The 16205-nt window shown below is 65.4% G+C and carries 13 protein-coding genes; 4 read left to right on the top strand and 9 right to left on the bottom strand.

Features of this window, described 5'->3' with window-relative positions; genetic code table 11:
• The first annotated feature begins 148 nt into the window (after positions 1-148).
• Together G8O24_RS19715 and G8O24_RS19720 are read left to right on the top strand one after the other, a co-directional pair.
• The gene (locus G8O24_RS19715; protein WP_188102152.1) at positions 149-916 is read left to right on the top strand and encodes a GntR family transcriptional regulator; all 768 of its coding nucleotides are present in this window, start codon (positions 149-151) and stop codon (positions 914-916) included.
• A gap of 24 nt (positions 917-940) precedes the next feature.
• Positions 941-2305 carry an MFS transporter gene (locus G8O24_RS19720; protein WP_188102153.1) on the top strand — a complete coding sequence of 455 codons (1365 nt, stop codon included), beginning with the start codon at positions 941-943 and terminating at the stop codon, positions 2303-2305.
• A 51-nt stretch (positions 2306-2356) separates the two neighbouring features.
• Here G8O24_RS19720 and G8O24_RS19725 read toward each other — a convergent pair whose 3' ends face one another.
• The 9 genes from G8O24_RS19725 to G8O24_RS19765 all read right to left on the bottom strand — a co-directional run bounded on the left by G8O24_RS19725 (position 2357) and on the right by G8O24_RS19765 (position 12692).
• On the bottom strand, positions 2357-2584 hold the full coding sequence (locus G8O24_RS19725; RefSeq protein WP_188102155.1) for a hypothetical protein: 228 nt from the start codon (positions 2582-2584) through the stop codon (positions 2357-2359).
• Positions 2585-2681: 97 nt separating this feature from the next.
• On the bottom strand, positions 2682-3932 hold the full coding sequence (locus G8O24_RS19730) for an arsenic transporter (protein WP_188102157.1): 1251 nt from the start codon (positions 3930-3932) through the stop codon (positions 2682-2684).
• A 25-nt stretch (positions 3933-3957) separates the two neighbouring features.
• A complete protein-coding gene (locus tag G8O24_RS19735; RefSeq protein ID WP_188102159.1) occupies positions 3958-5235 on the bottom strand; it encodes an MFS transporter in 1278 nt (425 codons plus the stop codon).
• Positions 5236-5263: 28 nt separating this feature from the next.
• Positions 5264-5875 carry a hypothetical protein gene (locus G8O24_RS19740; RefSeq protein ID WP_188102160.1) on the bottom strand — a complete coding sequence of 204 codons (612 nt, stop codon included), beginning with the start codon at positions 5873-5875 and terminating at the stop codon, positions 5264-5266.
• A 38-nt stretch (positions 5876-5913) separates the two neighbouring features.
• A complete protein-coding gene (locus G8O24_RS19745; protein WP_188102162.1) occupies positions 5914-6633 on the bottom strand; it encodes a hypothetical protein in 720 nt (239 codons plus the stop codon).
• Between the two features lie 110 nt (positions 6634-6743).
• Positions 6744-8105 carry a sigma-54-dependent transcriptional regulator gene (locus G8O24_RS19750; protein ID WP_188102164.1) on the bottom strand — a complete coding sequence of 454 codons (1362 nt, stop codon included), beginning with the start codon at positions 8103-8105 and terminating at the stop codon, positions 6744-6746.
• The gene (locus tag G8O24_RS19755; protein WP_188102166.1) at positions 8090-9544 is read right to left on the bottom strand and encodes a sensor histidine kinase; all 1455 of its coding nucleotides are present in this window, start codon (positions 9542-9544) and stop codon (positions 8090-8092) included. Before G8O24_RS19755 ends, G8O24_RS19750 begins: the two co-directional genes overlap by 16 nt.
• A 33-nt stretch (positions 9545-9577) precedes the next feature.
• Positions 9578-10018, bottom strand: a complete 441-nt coding sequence (locus G8O24_RS19760; protein WP_188102168.1) for an EamA family transporter — start codon at positions 10016-10018, stop codon at positions 9578-9580.
• A gap of 196 nt (positions 10019-10214) precedes the next feature.
• A complete protein-coding gene (locus G8O24_RS19765) occupies positions 10215-12692 on the bottom strand; it encodes a hybrid sensor histidine kinase/response regulator (protein ID WP_188102170.1) in 2478 nt (825 codons plus the stop codon).
• Positions 12693-12905: 213 nt separating this feature from the next.
• Here G8O24_RS19765 and G8O24_RS19770 point away from each other — a divergent pair, with 213 nt between their 5' ends.
• Both G8O24_RS19770 and G8O24_RS19775 read left to right on the top strand, forming a co-directional pair.
• The gene (locus tag G8O24_RS19770; protein WP_188102172.1) at positions 12906-13988 is read left to right on the top strand and encodes a zinc-binding metallopeptidase family protein; all 1083 of its coding nucleotides are present in this window, start codon (positions 12906-12908) and stop codon (positions 13986-13988) included.
• Positions 13989-14168: 180 nt separating this feature from the next.
• A complete protein-coding gene (locus G8O24_RS19775) occupies positions 14169-16184 on the top strand; it encodes an acetyl-CoA carboxylase biotin carboxylase subunit (RefSeq protein ID WP_188102174.1) in 2016 nt (671 codons plus the stop codon).
• Positions 16185-16205: the final 21 nt, after the last annotated feature.

The raw sequence follows: 16205 nt of genomic DNA on the forward strand, positions 1-16205 counted from the left end.
CGCCGACATGTTTTCATTTCGCACTGCAGCATGGTGCGAGGTCGATCGGAGTCTTACGCCTGCTTGTAATATATCACAACATGTTTTAAGGCTGCCACAAACAAGGCGCCGCCCTGCGAGCGACAACGCAGGCCGACGGGAGGCAAACATGGCACGGCGCAAGCGCGCGCTCGAGGTGGTGAGATCAGAGGATGACGGCGAGGGCAGGCCCTCGCGGCGCAACCGCCTCAACTTCTTCGAGCTGGCCTATCAGAAGATCGAGGAGCTGCTCGTTCATTGCGAGCTCAAGCCCGGCCAGTTCATGACCATGCTGGAATTGCAGCAGATCACGGGCTTCGGACGCACACCGGTGCATCACGCCGTCAACAGGCTCTCCGCCGACACGCTCATCATCATTCGTCCCCGCCACGGCCTGCACATCGCGCCGATCGATCTGGCGCGCGAGCGCATGTTGCTGGCTTTGCGCCGCGACATGGAGCGTTTCGTGATCCGCCTTGCGGCCGATCGCGCCAGCCTTTCGCATCGCAACCAGGCGCTGCACATCGAGCGCCTCTTGCGCGAGCGCCGCGCCAGCCTGACCCTCGACGAATTCAACAGCCTCGACCGGCGCATCGATGCGCTGGTGCTGGAGGCTGCGGGCGAGCCTTTCCTGGTGCACACGCTGCGGCCGCTGCACACGCTGTATCGCCGCATTGGCTACATCCACCACCGCTTCATGCCGGGCAAGACCGATCTGTCAGGAACGATCGATCATCATCTCGGTATTCTCCACGCGGTCGCGAACCGCCGCGTCGAGGATGCCGTCAAGGCGAGTGACGCCCTGATCGACTACATGGACGAGATGTTCACGGGCATGGAGGCGGGGATCGATCCGCGCCTGCTCGATTGCAGCATCGAGCCGCTGCTCGGCGCGTAGAGAGTTTTGAAGAAGGGACCCAAAATGTCGACGATGGCCGTGCCACAACCTACCGCGAGCGAAGCCGCGGTCCGCTACCTCATCACCAATTACAGCCCCAAGGGCAACAAGGTCGGCTGGCTGATGATGGCCTCGATCCTGGTCGAGGCCTGGGACCTCTATTCGATCGCCTTCGTGCTGATCTTCATCAAGGAGCAGTACAATCCCGACCCGCTGATGCTCGGCCTAGCCGCGGCGGGCACGCAGGGCGGTGCGCTGATCGGCGCGCTGCTTGGTGGCTGGCTGTCCGACAAGATCGGCCGCCGCGTGATGTTCCTGGTGACGATGGTGATGTTCATCGTGCTGGCGCTGGCGCAGGCCTTCGTGCCCAACGTCACCTGGCTGGTGGTGATCCGCTTCCTGCTCGGCGTCCCGCTCGGCTCCGACATCTCGACCGGCTACACCTACATCATGGAATCCATGGCCAAGGGTGAGCGCGAGGTCATGGGCAACCGCTGGCAGTTCATGTTCGCCGTCGGCGAGGTGCTGACGATCGGCGTCATCGTGATCTTCCTGCTGCTCGACATCCATCACGAGACGCTGTGGCGCGTGACGCTCGGCCTCGGCGCGGTGCCGGCGCTCATCATCCTCATCATGCGCCACGACGTGCCGGAAACGGCGGTGTGGCTGGTGCAGAAGGGGCGCTTCCGCGAAGCCAAGCAGGTGGCGCGCGAGATGTTCAACGACGACCTCGCCATGCTCCCGGACCAGGACGTTGTGGTGCCGAAGGTCTCGACCCGTGCCTTCCTCGCAGATCTCAAGAAGGATCCGATCCGCTGGCGCGCCACGATCTACGGCTGGATCGCCTGCTTTGCGCAAGGCAGCGAGTTCTCGACCTTCGCGTTCTATCTGCCGGTGCTGTTTGTGATGGTCGGCGTGTCGAGCATTCTCGGCAACAATCTGGTGACCATGGCGCTGTTCTGCTTTGCCGCGGTGTCGGGCTGGGTCGGTCCGCTCTTGACGCCCAAGATCGGTCATCGCGGGATTGCCATCGCCGGTTTCGGCATCGTGCTGGCCTCGCTTCTGGTCGCCGCCTTCGCGCTCTACACCGACAACAAGATGCTGTTGCCGTTCGCGGCCGCCGCCATGCTGTGGGGCCATTACTGGGACGCGTCGAACTGCATGACGATCCCGACCATGGTCGCCAAGCCGAAGTACCGCGGCACCGCCAGCGGCTTTGCCTACATGTTCGTGAAGCTGCCGTCGTTCCTGGCGATCTTCCTGTTCCCGTCGCTGTTCGCCGCGATCGGACAGGCCAATGCGACGCTGTTCGTCGCGATCTTCCCGTTGATCGGATTGCTGGCCGCAATCTTCATCCTGCCGGAAGTCTACGGCTACGAGAACGACTGACGATGTAGGGCCCGGTCGCGGCTGTTTACGGTCGCGATCGGGCTTGTCTCGCTACGGGCTCAGAAAGACGGGATCGATGCCGGTCGCCGTATGGCTCAGCAAGCCGATGGCCTGAAGCTGGGCGCTGTGCAGATCGACCTGCACGATCGCGAATACGGTCAGAAGAACGATGGCCGAGAGCATCAGCAGCGGATGCGATGTCTCATGCGGCGAGGCAAAGCCCCGGATGGAGCGTTGCAGGGAAAAACTCTGCGGCAATGCCTTGGATTGGATCTGCATAATGACCTTCCTTGCCGCGCCATAGTCGAATTGCGCGACAAATGGACTTTAGCCGCGGGATCGTTGCTGGCATTGATGCACCGCAAACAGGTGGTCGTTAGTGGATCGCGGCTGCCAGCGCGGCGATCAGGGCCGGTGGCGTCACCAGCATACCGAGCTTGAGGAACGGCCAGGCGCCGACCTCGATCTTTTCCCGCCGCAGCGCCACCAGCCAGAGAATGGTGGCGAGCGACCCCGTCACCGACAGGTTGGGCCCGAGATCGACGCCGATCAGGATGGCGCTGACGACGGGCGCGGGCAGGTGGTCGCTCGCGGCGACGGAGCCCGCGACAAGGCCGACGGGCAAATTGTTGGCGATGTTGTCCGCGATCGCGGTGGCAATGCCGACGCTCCAGGCGGCTTGGGGGACTGATTGCGCGACGGCCTGATGCAGCAGCGCGCTGAGTTGCCCGATGACGCCGGTCTTGATCAGTGCCTCCACCATCACGAAGAGGCCCCCGACCAGCGGCAGCACGCTCCAGGACACGCCTTTCAGCACGGGCAGCGGCGATTGGCGACTGATCAGCAGCACGATCGCGGCGGTGACGACGCCGCAGACAAAGGTCGGCAGTCCCAGCGGCGTGTCGAGCGCCGACGCGGTGACCAGCACGATGCCGATGGCGATGATGCCGACAGCCGTCAGCTTGCCGCCACGGCCGAGGATCGAGTGTGGCACGCTGCTTGCGATCGCTTCCTCCTTCAGCGCGCGGTGCTGGGTCAGGCGCAAGACGATATAGGTCAGCAGGATCGAAGCCGCCGAGGGCAGGGCGAACAGGCGCAGCCATTCGGTGAGCTGCGGCATGCGCGTGCCGAACACGACGAGATTGGCGGGATTCGAGATCGGCAGCACGAAGCTCGCGGCATTGGCGATGAAAGCACAGACGAACAGATAGGGTAGCGGCTTGGCGCCGGCCGCACGCGTCGCGGCGTAGACGGCGGGCGTGAGCACGATCGCGGTGGCGTCGTTCGAAAGCAGCACGGTCACGACCGTGCCGACGATGTAGATCAGCAGGAACAGCCGCTGCGGCGAGCCGCCGGCATATTCCACGGCAACCGCGGCGAGATAGTCGAACAGGCCCTCAAGCCGCGCGAGCTCTGCGATCAGCATCATGCCGATCAGGAAGAGATAAACGTCGACGCCTTTCTCGATGCCGGAAAGCGCATCCTGCCAAGGCAGCAAGCCTGATAACACCAAAGCACCGGCGCCGAGCACGGCCCAGATCGCCTCAGGGAGGCGAAACGGGCGGACGATGACGCAAGCGGTCGCGGCGACGATGATGCTCCAGGCCCAGATGGCGTCAGACGGCACGTTCAATCCTTGGCGTGGGATGGGTTCATTCGGCAGCGATAGCGGAAGCCGGCGCAATTGTCTTCCCCTGCCGACGCGGAGCGCCGTCCTTGGCGTGTCGCGTCTCAGGCAGGGCCAGCAGGCAGATGACGGCACCGATCGCCGCAACCGCGCCAAGGGTGATGAAGGCGGCGCTGTAACCGGCGCCGACCACGACAAAGCCCGCGAGCGTCGTCGACAGTGCCGCGCCGATGCTCTGCGCCGTGATCACGGCGCCTTGCGCGACATTGAAGCGGCCGGTGTTGCGCATGAGGTCGGCGACGATGACGGGGAATATCGCGCCGAAGATGCCGGCGCCAACGCCATCGAGCAGCTGCACGCCGACCAGCCAGAATGGGTTGTCCGAGAGCGTATAGAGCGCGCCCCGGATCGGCAGGATCAGGAGCGCGGCGAGGAAGAAGCGCTTGTGGCCCCAGCGGTCGGCTTTCGCGCCGACCAGCATCGCGAATGGCACCATCACCAGCTGCGCGGCGACGATGCAGGCCGACATCAGGCTGGTGCCCATGTTCTTGTCCTGAAGCGCGAGCTTCTGCCCGACCAGCGGCAGCATCGCAGCGTTCGAGAGGTGGAAGAGCGCGGCGCAGATCGCGAAGACCAGCAGAGGACGGCAGGTCAGGAGGACACTGAAGCCTGAGGGGGCGTCCTGCGACTTGTCTGTAGCGGCTTCGTGCAGCCCGCGGGCGAGGTCATGGTCAATCGCGCCTTCTGGAATCGCAAGGATGCTGACGAGGCTTGCGATTGCCATGGCACCAAGTAGATAGAACACCACGGTTGGCCCGAACCAATAGGCGGAGATCCCGGCGAGGCCGGCCGCGACCGCGTTGCCGGCGTGGTTGAAGGTCTCGTTGCGACCGATCCGCCGGGTGAAGGCGGCATGGCCAAAAATGCCGAGCGAGACGGCCGCGATCGCCGGCGGAAAGATCACGGCAGCCGCCTGCGCGATGCCTTGCGAGACCGCAACCGGCAGGAAGCTCGGAAACAGGGGCAGCGAGAGCGAGGCGAGCGTGACCAGGACGGCCGCAAGCGCCATCACCGTCCGTTTCGCCCTCGTCGCATCGACCAGCGCGCCGGCCGGCGTCTGCGCCACGATGCCGGCGACGGTTGCGACCGACATCACGAGGCCGATGCGCGCTTCGTCCCAGTGCTGCTCGGTGAGCAAATAGACAGCGAGATAGGGGCCAAGCCCGTCACGGACGTCGGCGAGGAAGAAGTTTGCCGCATCGAGCGCGCGGCCGGCGCGGGCCTTGTTGTCTTTGTCCGACATGCAGGTCTCCTTCCTCGCCTTCCTTCCCTCAAGCCGCGTGGGCGTCTTCGTCGTGGCCGTGCCTCGGCTTCTTGTCCTTCGGCTTTTTCACCGGCTTCAGCCTGTCGGGATCGGGCCCGATCTCCAGCGCGTGGATCACGCGGCCATGCTTCGTCTTGAGGCCGTCGCCGCGGGCGGCAAGTTTGGCACCGGGGGCGAGCAGGGCCGCGACATGCTCGGCCTCCTTGGGGCCGATGCGCAGCACGGTGCCGTCGGACAATAGCGCTCCGCGCAATTCGCCCTTGGGGCCGAACAGTGACAGTTCGACGCGATCGTGGACGGACATCGGCTCGTGCTTCACCTTGGGATGCTTGCGGTCGTGATCCGGACCCTCGTCGACGATGTCGCGCCCGCCTGCCGTGGTCACCGAAACAGCCGCGAGCAGCTGGGCGCCGCGAGGCCGCACGCCGCGCACGCGGACCTTGTCGCCGCGCGCGAGGTGACGGGTCAGTTCGCCATCCATGTGCGGCGGGGTGTGAACCAGGATGGTGGTCTGCTTGTCCCTCATGACGAAGCCGTCGACCTCGCCATGGGGATTGAGCACGAAGCGTTCGAAGGTGCCTGCGACTTCCGGCAGGCTGTCGGGATCGATCCAATGCATGGTGTTGTCCTCATTCTGTTGTCGTTTCGAGCAAAGCCTCAGCCGCGCGGGGGCGGCGGCGGGCCGAAGCCGGGAGGCGGCGGAGGACCGCGGCGATCGGGGCCATCCTTCGGGCCGGGCGGGCGCGGACCGCGGAGCTCGGTCATCTGCTCCGGCGAGGCGCCGATGGCCCTGATGTCGACGACCTTGCCGAGCGCGGTGTCGAGTACGTCGCCGCGCGCCGAAACGGTCTGGCCCGGGCGCAGCCAGTCCTGCATGCGCTCGGCTTCCGGCGGCGGCAGGCGAAGCGTGGTGCCGTCGTCGAGCAGCGCGCCGTTCACCTCGCCGCGCTTGCCGTGCAACTGCACAGCGATGCGGCCGCTGATGACCGGATCATCGTTTGCGCCACGTCGATCCGGAGGCCCATTGTCAACAGCGCTCTTGCCGGTTGCGACGTTGGTGATCGAGGCGGCGTCGACCAGCGGCAGCGCCCGCGCGCGCAAACCGCGCACGGAAACGTTGTCGCCCGGATGGATCGCGAACACCGTCTGGGCGCTGAGGTGAGGCGGCAGCTTCACCTCGGTGCCATCGGTGAGAATGACGCCGTCGACGTCACCTCGCGGCGTCAGCGTGTATTGCTTCACCGTCCCGCGCGTTTCCGGAAGCTGCGACGAATCCCACATCGGACCCGTCGCCTGCGAATACGCGGCCGCACCGCCGCCGATCGCCGTCGTGGCGAGCAGCATCCAGAACGCCGCGCGTAGGCGTGTCGTTTTCATGGAACAACTCCTTTCGATATCGCGACCTCGTCGCTTGCCTGTCGTTGAGCAAGCGATATGCCAGGTGCCGAATGCTTGATTTGAAAGGGTTTATTCCTGCGGCGACGAGATCAGGCGTCATCTTTCCCGACGCGGTCCGTCAGCTTTTCTGACATCTCGAGGAGGCCGTAGCGCTGCATCTTGGTGTAGAGCAGCTGGCGGTTGATATTGAGGCGGCGCGCCGCCTCGGTGCGGTTGCCGGCGCAAGCATCCAGCGCGCGCGCAATCATCGTCTTCTCCAGTTGCGCGACGGCTGCCGGGAGATCTGCATCGGGTGCCGACGGGTCCGCTGTCCTGTCGTGCGCGCTGGTGTCGATGTCCTCGGGCCCGATCACGTCCGCGCGCGTCATGATGCAGGCACGTTCGATCACATTGCGCAGTTCGCGGACGTTGCCGGGCCAGGAATGGCGCTGCAATTTGTCGATCGCGGCCTGGCTGAGACGCTTGTGCCTGATACCGCTCGCGCTCGCGCGGGCGAGGAAGTGCTGCGCGAGCGGCAGGATGTCCGCCGCGCGATCGCGCAGCGGCGGGATTGCGATCTGCACCACGTTGAGCCGGTAATAGAGATCCTCGCGGAATTCGCCCGTGGCAGTGAGCTTGGCGAGATCGCGATGGGTCGCTGCAATGACGCGTGCCTTGGTGTGCACCGGCTTGCCGCCGACCGGCGTGATCACCTGTTCCTGCAACGCGCGCAGGATCTTGGCTTGCATCGCGAGCGGCATGTCGCCGATTTCGTCGAGGAACAGCGTGCCGTTGGCGGCCTCACGGAAGGCGCCGGCCCGGTCGGCGGTTGCGCCGGTGAAAGATCCCTTCACATGCCCGAACAACTCGCTCTCGAGCAGGTCTTCCGGAATCGCCGCACAATTCACGGCGACGAACGGGCCGTCCTTGCGCTTGCCATGCACATGGAGCGCACGGGCCACCAGCTCCTTGCCCGTACCGGTTTCGCCGAGGATCAGCACGATGGCGTTGCTGTCGGCGGCAAGACCGATCGCCTTCTGCACGGCGCGCATCGGCTCGCTCGATCCGATCAGGCTGTCCTCTGTGTCGGCATCCGGGACGCCGACCGCCGGCATCCGCTCTGGCAGGCGGCAGAGCAGATCCTTCAGCTCCGCGCGTCCGATCGGCTTGCTGAGGTGATCGAAGGCACCGAGGCGCATCGCCTCGATCGTGTTGGCGGCGCTGGCGAAGGCCGTCAACACCACGACGGGCGGGGCGTCGCGGTTCGCGCGGATCCGGCGAAGCACCTCGATGCCGTCCATCCCGCCGGGCATACGCAGGTCGAGCAGCACGACGTCGACATCGCCGTGAAGCGCCGCGAGACCTTCGCGGCCGGAGGCGGCGAGACGGGGCGTATGGCCGAGATCGGTAAGCGCTTCGGCGAGACCCTCGCGCAGTGCTGCGTCGTCGTCGATGATCAGGACGGTCGCCATGGCACTTCGATCTCGAAAACTGCGCCGCCGATGTTTCGCACGAGGCGGACGTGACCGTGATGATTCCGCGCGATCTCGCGGACGATGGCGAGCCCAAGGCCGGTGCCGTCAGCACGGCCCGTGACGAACGGCTCGAACAGGCGCTCGCGTACGTCCTCGGCAACGCCGGGGCCGTTGTCGGCCACGCGTAACAGCAAGCTGTCGTCGCGCCGATCTGCGTTCACCGCGATCGTGCCGCCTGCCGGCGTGTTCTGGATGGCGTTGATGATCAAATTGTCCAGGGCTCGCTGCATCTGGGACGGATCCAGCTGCGGTAACGGTGACGATACGGGGCCGGTTCCCGCGGTCAGGGTGATGCCGCGGGCCGCGGCGAGCTCGCGATGGCTCTCGAGCGTGCGGGCCAGGAAGGTTTCGAGATCGACCTCCGCGAGCTTCGGCTCGCGGGCCTGCGTCATCTCCAGGAGATCGCGCAGCAGGGTATCGAGGCGGTCGACCTGCTGAAGGATTGCGCTCAGGGCTGCTTCGCTGCGGGAGCCGTCGGTCACAGCCAGCGCGTTCTCCGCCTTCAGGCGCATGGCCGCGATCGGGTTGCGAATTTCATGGGCAAGGCCGGCCGACATGCGGCCGAGCGCTGCTAGCCGTTCGGCGGCGGCGGCGCGGCGGCGCTCCAGCGCGAGGCGTTCGCCGGTGCTGTTGAGCGCATCGACCAGGCGGTCGAGCTCGGGCGCTCCGGTCTGCGCCAGCCTGGGCAGATCGATCGCTCCGTCCCGGCGATCGTCCAAAGTCCGTTCGATCTGGTTGATCTTGCCCGACCAGGCATAGAGCACGCGCGCGAGCCAGGCGGCCGAGCCGAAGATGGTCAGCGCGAGCACGATGAGGCCGGCGAGGAGCTGGTTGTAGGCGGGACCTTCGGCGGTGAAGGCCCGTGTCATGGTCCATCCCGTGACCCCCGCCAGCGGGCCGCGCAGCGGGCAGGCGTGGACGATGAGCACTTGGGAACGGCCTGCCTGCCGGATCGTCGCCGCTCGCCCGGACCGCTGCGCCTCGGCATTGACCTCGCGGATGGTGTTGAGCTCGGCGGCGGGAAGGTCGGTCTTCGGCCCGGTGCCTTCATAGGTCGGGAACGCATAGGCAAGGGAGCCCTCATCGGCCTGCCAGACGCCGCCCTCAACGCCGGCTGCGCCTGCCAGCGCTGTCTGGGCGACGGCAACCAGCTGCTGCTTCAATTGATCGTCGATCGGCCCACCGCTCCAGCCGGTCACAAAGAACTGGTAACGGTCGGCGAGATCGCGGCAGGCGCGCGCAACCAGCTCCTCGGATCGGGCGAGCCGTGCGTTCGCTGTCTGCTGAAAGGATTCGAACAGCAGATAGCCGGTCGCGACACCGGAGACGACCAGCATGATCCAGAGCGCCAGCAAACGTGAGCGAAGTGAACGCATGAGCTATGAACGCGTCGGCGTGGAATGTGTGCCCTAGAACCTGATCGCCAGCAGCACTGCACCGGCGCCGATCATGATGATCCCGATCCAGCCCTGCGCGGACGGTCGCTCGCCGAGAAAGGCGAAGGCGAACAACGCCACCAGCACGACGCTGAGCTTGTCGATCGGCGCTACCAGCGTCGCGGGCCCGAGCTTGAGCGCGCGGAAGTAGCAGAGCCATGATGCGCCGGTCGCAAGCCCCGACAGCACCAGGAACAGCCAGGTCTTCGACGAGATCGCCGACGGCACGGCGAATTGCCCGGTGAAGAACAGCAGCACCGAGAAGGCGAGCAGCACCACGATGGTGCGGATGAAGGTGGCGAGGTCAGGATTGACGTTCTCGACGCCGACTTTGGCGAAGATCGCGGTCAGCGCGGCGAAGCAGGCGGAGAGCAGCGCCCAGGTTTGCCAGGCGGAGAAGAGGGCGGGTTTCATGGGGTAGGTATCGCTACGTTCGACGTTATGTAGGCAGGCGCATCCTAACACTTTGCCGTCGTCCCGGCGAAGGCCGGGATCCATACCCCCAGGGAGAAGTTTGACACGAGATGGTCATTGGAAATCTTCGCCAACAGCTTTTCGTGGTTATGGGTCCCGGCCTTCGCCGGGACGACAGCGTGGGTTTGGCTAACACTCACCTCGCCGCCGACAGCTTCTCCGTGATGGCCTTGCGCAGGATGCGCGAGAGCGATTCCACCGAATAAGGCTTCTGTATCAGCTCAAAGCCGCGATGGGCGCTTTCGGCGAGCACGTTGCTGTAGCCGGAGGTGAGCACGACGGGCAGGCCCGGATAGCGCTCGCGGATGATGCCGGCGAGCTCGACGCCGTTCATGCCGGGCATGATGACGTCGGAGAAGACGAGGTCGACCGCGAATTCGTTCTCGCCCAGGATGGCGAGCGCGGCATTGGCGTTGGCGACCCGGCGGGTGACGTAGCCGAGGTCTTCCAGCAGCTCGGTCGAGAACTGGCCGACATCGTCATTGTCTTCCACCACGAGCACGCGATAGCCGCGCCCCGTGGTGGCGGCCTCGCTGGTCAGCGCCGCGGCCGCGTGCTCGGCGATCGGACTCTGCGCCTGCGGCAGGTAGATGGTGAAGATCGCGCCCTGGCCTGCCGTGCTTGTCACGGCGATGTCGCCCTCGGACTGTTTTGCAAATCCGAACGCCTGGCTGAGGCCAAGGCCGGTGCCCTTGCCGACCTCCTTGGTGGTGAAGAACGGCTCGAAGATCGCGTCAATGTTCTCAGGGGCGATGCCGCTGCCGGTGTCGGCGACCGAGATCGCGACATAGTCGCCGCTCCGCGCCGATTGTTCCCGCAGGCTCGGAATGCCATTGACCTTACGTACCGCAATGGTGAGGCGGCCTTCGCCGTCCATGGCATCGCGGGCGTTGATGGCAAGGTTGATCAGCGCGGTCTCGAACTGGGCGATGTCAGCCACGGTGAAGCAATCGGCATCGTCGATCTCGACCGCGATCTCGATGCGGCCGCCGACCAGCGGACGCACTAGCTGCGCCACGCCCTCGACCTGGCTGCCGACATTGAAGATCTGGGGCTTCAGCGGCTGCCTTCGCGCGAACGCCAGCAGCTGCGATGTCAGCTTGGAGGCGCGCTCGACGGTGTCCGAGATCGCGTCGACATAGCGGCGGCGGCGCTCCTCCGGCAGCTCGCGCCGGCGCAGGAAGTCGGTCGCGGAGCGGATGATGGTGAGGAGGTTGTTGAAGTCGTGCGCGACGCCGCCGGTGAGCTGGCCGATCGCTTCCATCTTCTGCGACTGCCGCAGCGCTTCCTCGCCGCGGCGGCGCTCGGTGATGTCGACGGCCTCGGGGACGGCGCCGGTGATGTTGCCGCGGCGGTCGAGCACCGGGCGCATGCCGAACTCGAAATCGCGCTCGCCGATCGGCAGGCGCAGCCGCATCTCCATTCGCACGGCTTGCCCTTTCAGCACGGTGTCGAAGGCCTCGCGCACGGCCGCGCTCATGCCCTGTGTGCCGGTGAACCAGGGCGTGTCCCAGAGCAGCTTTCCGATCACCTCCGAAGAGCTCGCCTTGATGCCGTCGAGCGCGGTCTTGTTGGCGTAGAGCAATGTGCCCTGCAGGTTGACGAGGCCTTGATACTGATTGCTGGTCTCCAGGATCGCGCGCAGCCGCGCCTCGTTGGATTCCAGTTCGGCAGTGCGCTCGGCGATGCGCTCTTCCAGCGTCTCGTTGAGCCGACGGAGTTCGATCTCGGCCTGCTTGGCGACGGTGATGTCGTGGGCGACGCCGATGAAACCGATATGCCGGCCGGTCGGGTCCCAGCGGGGTTGCGATTCCGAGCGCAACCAGCGCCATTCGCCGGATGCATTCTTGTAGCGCGCTTCCAGCACGAAGGGTTTGAGCGAAGCCTCACCCTCCACCGATTGCTGCAAGACATGCGGCAGGTCGTCGGGATGCAGCACCTTGCGCCAGTCGAAGGCGATGGCCTGGTCGTAGGGCAGGCCGACGAAATCGACATAGGCCTGATTGGCAAAGGAGCGGGTGCGGTCGAGCTTGGTCACCCAGATCGGCACCGGCGCGCTGTCGGCGATCAGCCGGAAACGCTCTTCGCTCTCGCGCAAGGTCTCGCGTGCGAGCGCCTGGTCGGTGATGTCGATATGGGCACCGACGAGGCGGATAGCGCGGCCGTCGCGGTCGCGTTCGATCTTGGCGACGACGCGGATCCAGCGGGTTTGGCCGTCGCTGGGGCGGACGATACGGTATTCGGCGGTGTAATCTTCGCTTGCGCCGGCGAGCGCATCGAAGAAATGTTTGACGGTCGCGGCGCGGTCGTCAGGGTGGATGCGGCTGACCCAGTCCTCATGGGCCTCGTCGGCGGCCTCGGACGGCAGCCCGTGGATTATCAGATATTCCGGCGAGCGTCTGTTCTTGAAGCCTTCGCGGAAGTCGACCTCGAGGCCGCCAACCTTGCCGATGCGCTGGATACGCGCGAGTTCGGCTTCGCGTTCCTGGAGCGCACGATAGGCATTGTCGCGCTCGCGCGCGATCTCTTCGAGATGCTGGCGCAGGCTTTCGGCAGCTGGGGACTCGGGCGTAGGATCGTTCAAGGCGTCGGCCGGTGTGATGCGGGAGCGCACGTGCCGATCATATATTCACACAGACAAAGCGTGATAGCCATTGCTCAAAAGGGAATAGATCAAGGAAAGGCCCGCTGCGTCGCTTGGCGGGTATGAATGAACGCGGGAGCTGGCTATTTGTTCCGGGGATTGGAACGATGAGCGGTCTGCGCGCGTATCTGCGTGGCGCCACGTCTGATATCCGTAACACACCCTTTCCCAAGAGGCTCAATCTTGAAGCTCTTTGTTTGCCAGGCTTGCGGCAACGTTCTCTATTTCGAGAACCGCGCTTGCGAACGCTGCGGTCACCGGGTCGCCTTCCTGCCTGAAAAGGAGACGATGTCGGCAATCGAGCCCGATGGGGAGGGCTGGAAGACGCTTGCGGACAAGGGCGAACGCCGGATGCTTTGCCGCAATGCCGAGTATGACGCCTGCAACTGGCTGACCGATGCTAGCGATACCACCGGCTTTTGCCGGGCCTGCCGCCACAACGGCATCGTGCCTGATCTCTCCGACCCTGCACAGCTCGCCGGCTGGCGCGAGTTGGAGATGGCGAAGCACCGGCTGTTCTACTCCCTGATCCGCTGGAAGCTGCCTCTCAAGACCCGGCAAGATGACCCCGAGCACGGGCTGATCTTCAACTTCCTCGCCGACGATCCGAGCACCGGGCAGAAGATCATGACCGGCCACGACAACGGCCTGATCACGATCGCGCTCACCGAGACCGATACGATCGAACGCGAACGGCGCAGGCTGGAGATGGGCGAGCCCTATCGGACGCTGCTCGGGCATTTCCGCCACGAGGTTGGCCACTATTTCTGGGACGTGCTGGTGCGCGACGGCGGCAGGCTGGAGGAATGCCGCGCCGTGTTCGGCGACGATTCAGCCGATTATGGCGAGGCGCTGCAGCGCCACTACGCCGAAGGCGCACCCCCTGAGTGGCAGCAGAATTTCGTGTCGGCCTACGCCACCACGCACCCCTGGGAAGATTTCGCCGAGACCTGGGCGCACTACCTGCACATCGTCGATACGCTGGAGATGGCTTCCGAATTCGGCATGGAGGTACGCCCCAAGGTCGACCACGACGGGGAGTTGACGGCGCGGATTCGCTTCAACCCCTACGAGGCGAAGGGCGTCGAGGCCCTGGTCAACGCATGGCTGCCCTTTACCTTCGCCATAAACAGCGTCAACCGCGCCATGGGCCTGCACGACCTCTATCCCTTCATCCTGTCACCGGCCGTGGTCGCCAAACTGGGCTTCATCCACAGCCTGGTCCGGGAGGTGGCCAAAGACAGGACCAGGGCCCGGGAGCCGTAGGCACTCCCCAGGGGGCTTGCCGAGGCCACCGGCGGTCTTGCGCTGGTACGCCAGAGCGGGCCGGATTTTGCCCGTTGCCTCCGGCCGATTTTGCTGTACCACGGCAGGATACGGCCCCGTTCGGTCGGCCCGCCAAGGCCCCGGAGGGGTCCCGCCCAAGGGACGAAGCTCAAGAAAATCATGTTCAAACGCATCCTGATCGCCAATCGCGGCGAAATCGCCTGCCGGGTCATCAAGACCGCGCGCAAGATGGGAATTCAGACGGTTGCGGTCTATTCCGAGGCCGACCGCGACGCCCTCCATGTCGAGATGGCCGACGAGGCCGTCCTGATCGGCCCGCCCGCCGCGGCCGAGAGCTATCTGGTGATCGAGAAGATCGTCGAGGCCTGCAAGAAGACCGGCGCCGAGGCCGTGCACCCCGGCTATGGCTTCCTGTCCGAGCGCGAGGCATTTCCGCGGGCGCTGGAAGCGGCCGGCATCGTCTTCATCGGTCCCAATCCGGGCGCGATCGCCGCGATGGGCGACAAGATCGAATCCAAGAAGGCGGCTGCGAAGGCCAAGGTCTCGACCGTGCCTGGCTATCTCGGCGTCATCGAGGACGACAAGCACGCCGTGAAGATCGCAGACGAGATCGGCTACCCCGTCATGATCAAGGCCTCCGCCGGCGGCGGCGGCAAGGGCATGCGGATCGCCCATTCCAAGGCCGAGGTCGCCGAAGGCTTCAATCTCGCCAAGGCGGAAGCAAAGGCCTCGTTCGGCGATGATCGCGTCTTCGTCGAGAAGTTCATTGTCGATCCCCGTCACATCGAGATCCAGGTGCTGGGCGACAAGCACGGCAACGTGATCTATCTCGGCGAGCGCGAATGCTCGATCCAGCGCCGCAACCAGAAGGTCATCGAGGAGGCGCCGTCGCCGCTGCTCGACGAGGCCACCCGCCGCAAGATGGGCGAGCAGGCCGTCGCGCTGGCGAAGGCCGTGAATTATGATTCCGCCGGTACGGTCGAATTCGTCGCAGGCCAGGACAAGAGCTTTTACTTCCTGGAGATGAACACGCGTCTCCAGGTCGAGCATCCCGTCACCGAGCTCGTCACCGGCGTCGATCTCGTCGAGCAGATGATCCGCGTCGCTGCCGGCGAGAAGCTCGCGATCGCGCAGAAGGATGTCACGCTGACCGGCTGGGCGGTGGAGTCGCGCCTTTACGCGGAAGATCCGTTCCGCAACTTCCTGCCCTCGATCGGACGCCTGGTGAAGTATCGCCCCCCGGCGGAAGCGAGCCAGGACGGCATCACCGTGCGCAACGATACCGGCGTTCAGGAGGGCGGCGAGATTTCGATTCACTACGATCCGATGATCGCCAAGCTGGTCACGCACGCACCCTCGCGCGCAGCGGCGATCGAGGCACAGGCGACCGCGCTCGATTCGTTCTATGTCGACGGCATCAGGCACAACATCCCGTTCCTGTCGGCGCTGATGCATCATCCTCGCTGGCGCGAGGGAAGGCTGTCGACCGGCTTCATCGCCGAGGAATTCCCCAAGGGCTTTGCAGTGCGCGTGCCCGAAGGCGAGGTCGCCCGGCGGATCGCAGCGGTCGGCGCCGCCATCGATCACGTGCTCGGCGAGCGCAAGCGGCAGATCTCGGGGCAGATGGGCGGGCGCGTCGTGCAGCGCGAACGCCGTCGCGCGGTCTGGCTCGACCGCCAGGAAATCCTGCTCGAGGTCGTCCGCGAGGGCGATGCGATCGCGATCCGTTTCGTTGACGCTGACGGCAAGGTCGGCAATGCGCATCTGTTGCAATCGCCGTGGAAGCCGGGCGATCCGGTCTGGCAGGGCACCATCGACGGCCAACTCGTCGCGGTGCAGACGCGGCCGATTGCCAACGGCATTCGCCTTGCGCACCAGGGCGTCGAGGTGCCCGTCTATGTCTGGACCGAGGCGGAAGCGGCCTCGGCGCGGCTGATGCCGGTAATGACGGCGTCCGATACCGGCAAGAAGTTGCTGTGCCCGATGCCCGGCCTGATCGTCTCGATCGCGGTGACCGAGGGGCAGGAGGTCAAGGCCGGCGAGACGCTGGCCGTGGTCGAGGCCATGAAGATGCAGAACGTGCTCCGCGCCGAGCAGGACGGCACCGTGAAGAAGGTCCACGCCAGCGCCGGCGCGACGCTCGCGGTGGATGCGCTGATTTTGGAGTTTGCGTAAACGTGTGAGTGGGGCCCCGCT

It is taken from the genome of Bradyrhizobium campsiandrae (genome assembly GCF_014529705.1).
Taxonomy (GTDB): Bacteria; Pseudomonadota; Alphaproteobacteria; order Rhizobiales; family Xanthobacteraceae; genus Bradyrhizobium; species Bradyrhizobium campsiandrae.

Coding starts and splice junctions, on each gene's coding strand:
- G8O24_RS19745 (WP_188102162.1), bottom strand. CDS start 6,633: ATGAAAACGACACGCCTACGCGCGGCGTTCTGGATGCTGCTCGCCACG.
- G8O24_RS19725 (WP_188102155.1), bottom strand. CDS start 2,584: ATGCAGATCCAATCCAAGGCATTGCCGCAGAGTTTTTCCCTGCAACGC.
- G8O24_RS19750 (WP_188102164.1), bottom strand. CDS start 8,105: ATGGCGACCGTCCTGATCATCGACGACGACGCAGCACTGCGCGAGGGT.
- G8O24_RS19755 (WP_188102166.1), bottom strand. CDS start 9,544: ATGCGTTCACTTCGCTCACGTTTGCTGGCGCTCTGGATCATGCTGGTC.
- G8O24_RS19740 (WP_188102160.1), bottom strand. CDS start 5,875: ATGCATTGGATCGATCCCGACAGCCTGCCGGAAGTCGCAGGCACCTTC.
- G8O24_RS19760 (WP_188102168.1), bottom strand. CDS start 10,018: ATGAAACCCGCCCTCTTCTCCGCCTGGCAAACCTGGGCGCTGCTCTCC.
- G8O24_RS19720 (WP_188102153.1), top strand. CDS start 941: ATGTCGACGATGGCCGTGCCACAACCTACCGCGAGCGAAGCCGCGGTC.
- G8O24_RS19715 (WP_188102152.1), top strand. CDS start 149: ATGGCACGGCGCAAGCGCGCGCTCGAGGTGGTGAGATCAGAGGATGAC.
- G8O24_RS19775 (WP_188102174.1), top strand. CDS start 14,169: ATGTTCAAACGCATCCTGATCGCCAATCGCGGCGAAATCGCCTGCCGG.
- G8O24_RS19735 (WP_188102159.1), bottom strand. CDS start 5,235: ATGTCGGACAAAGACAACAAGGCCCGCGCCGGCCGCGCGCTCGATGCG.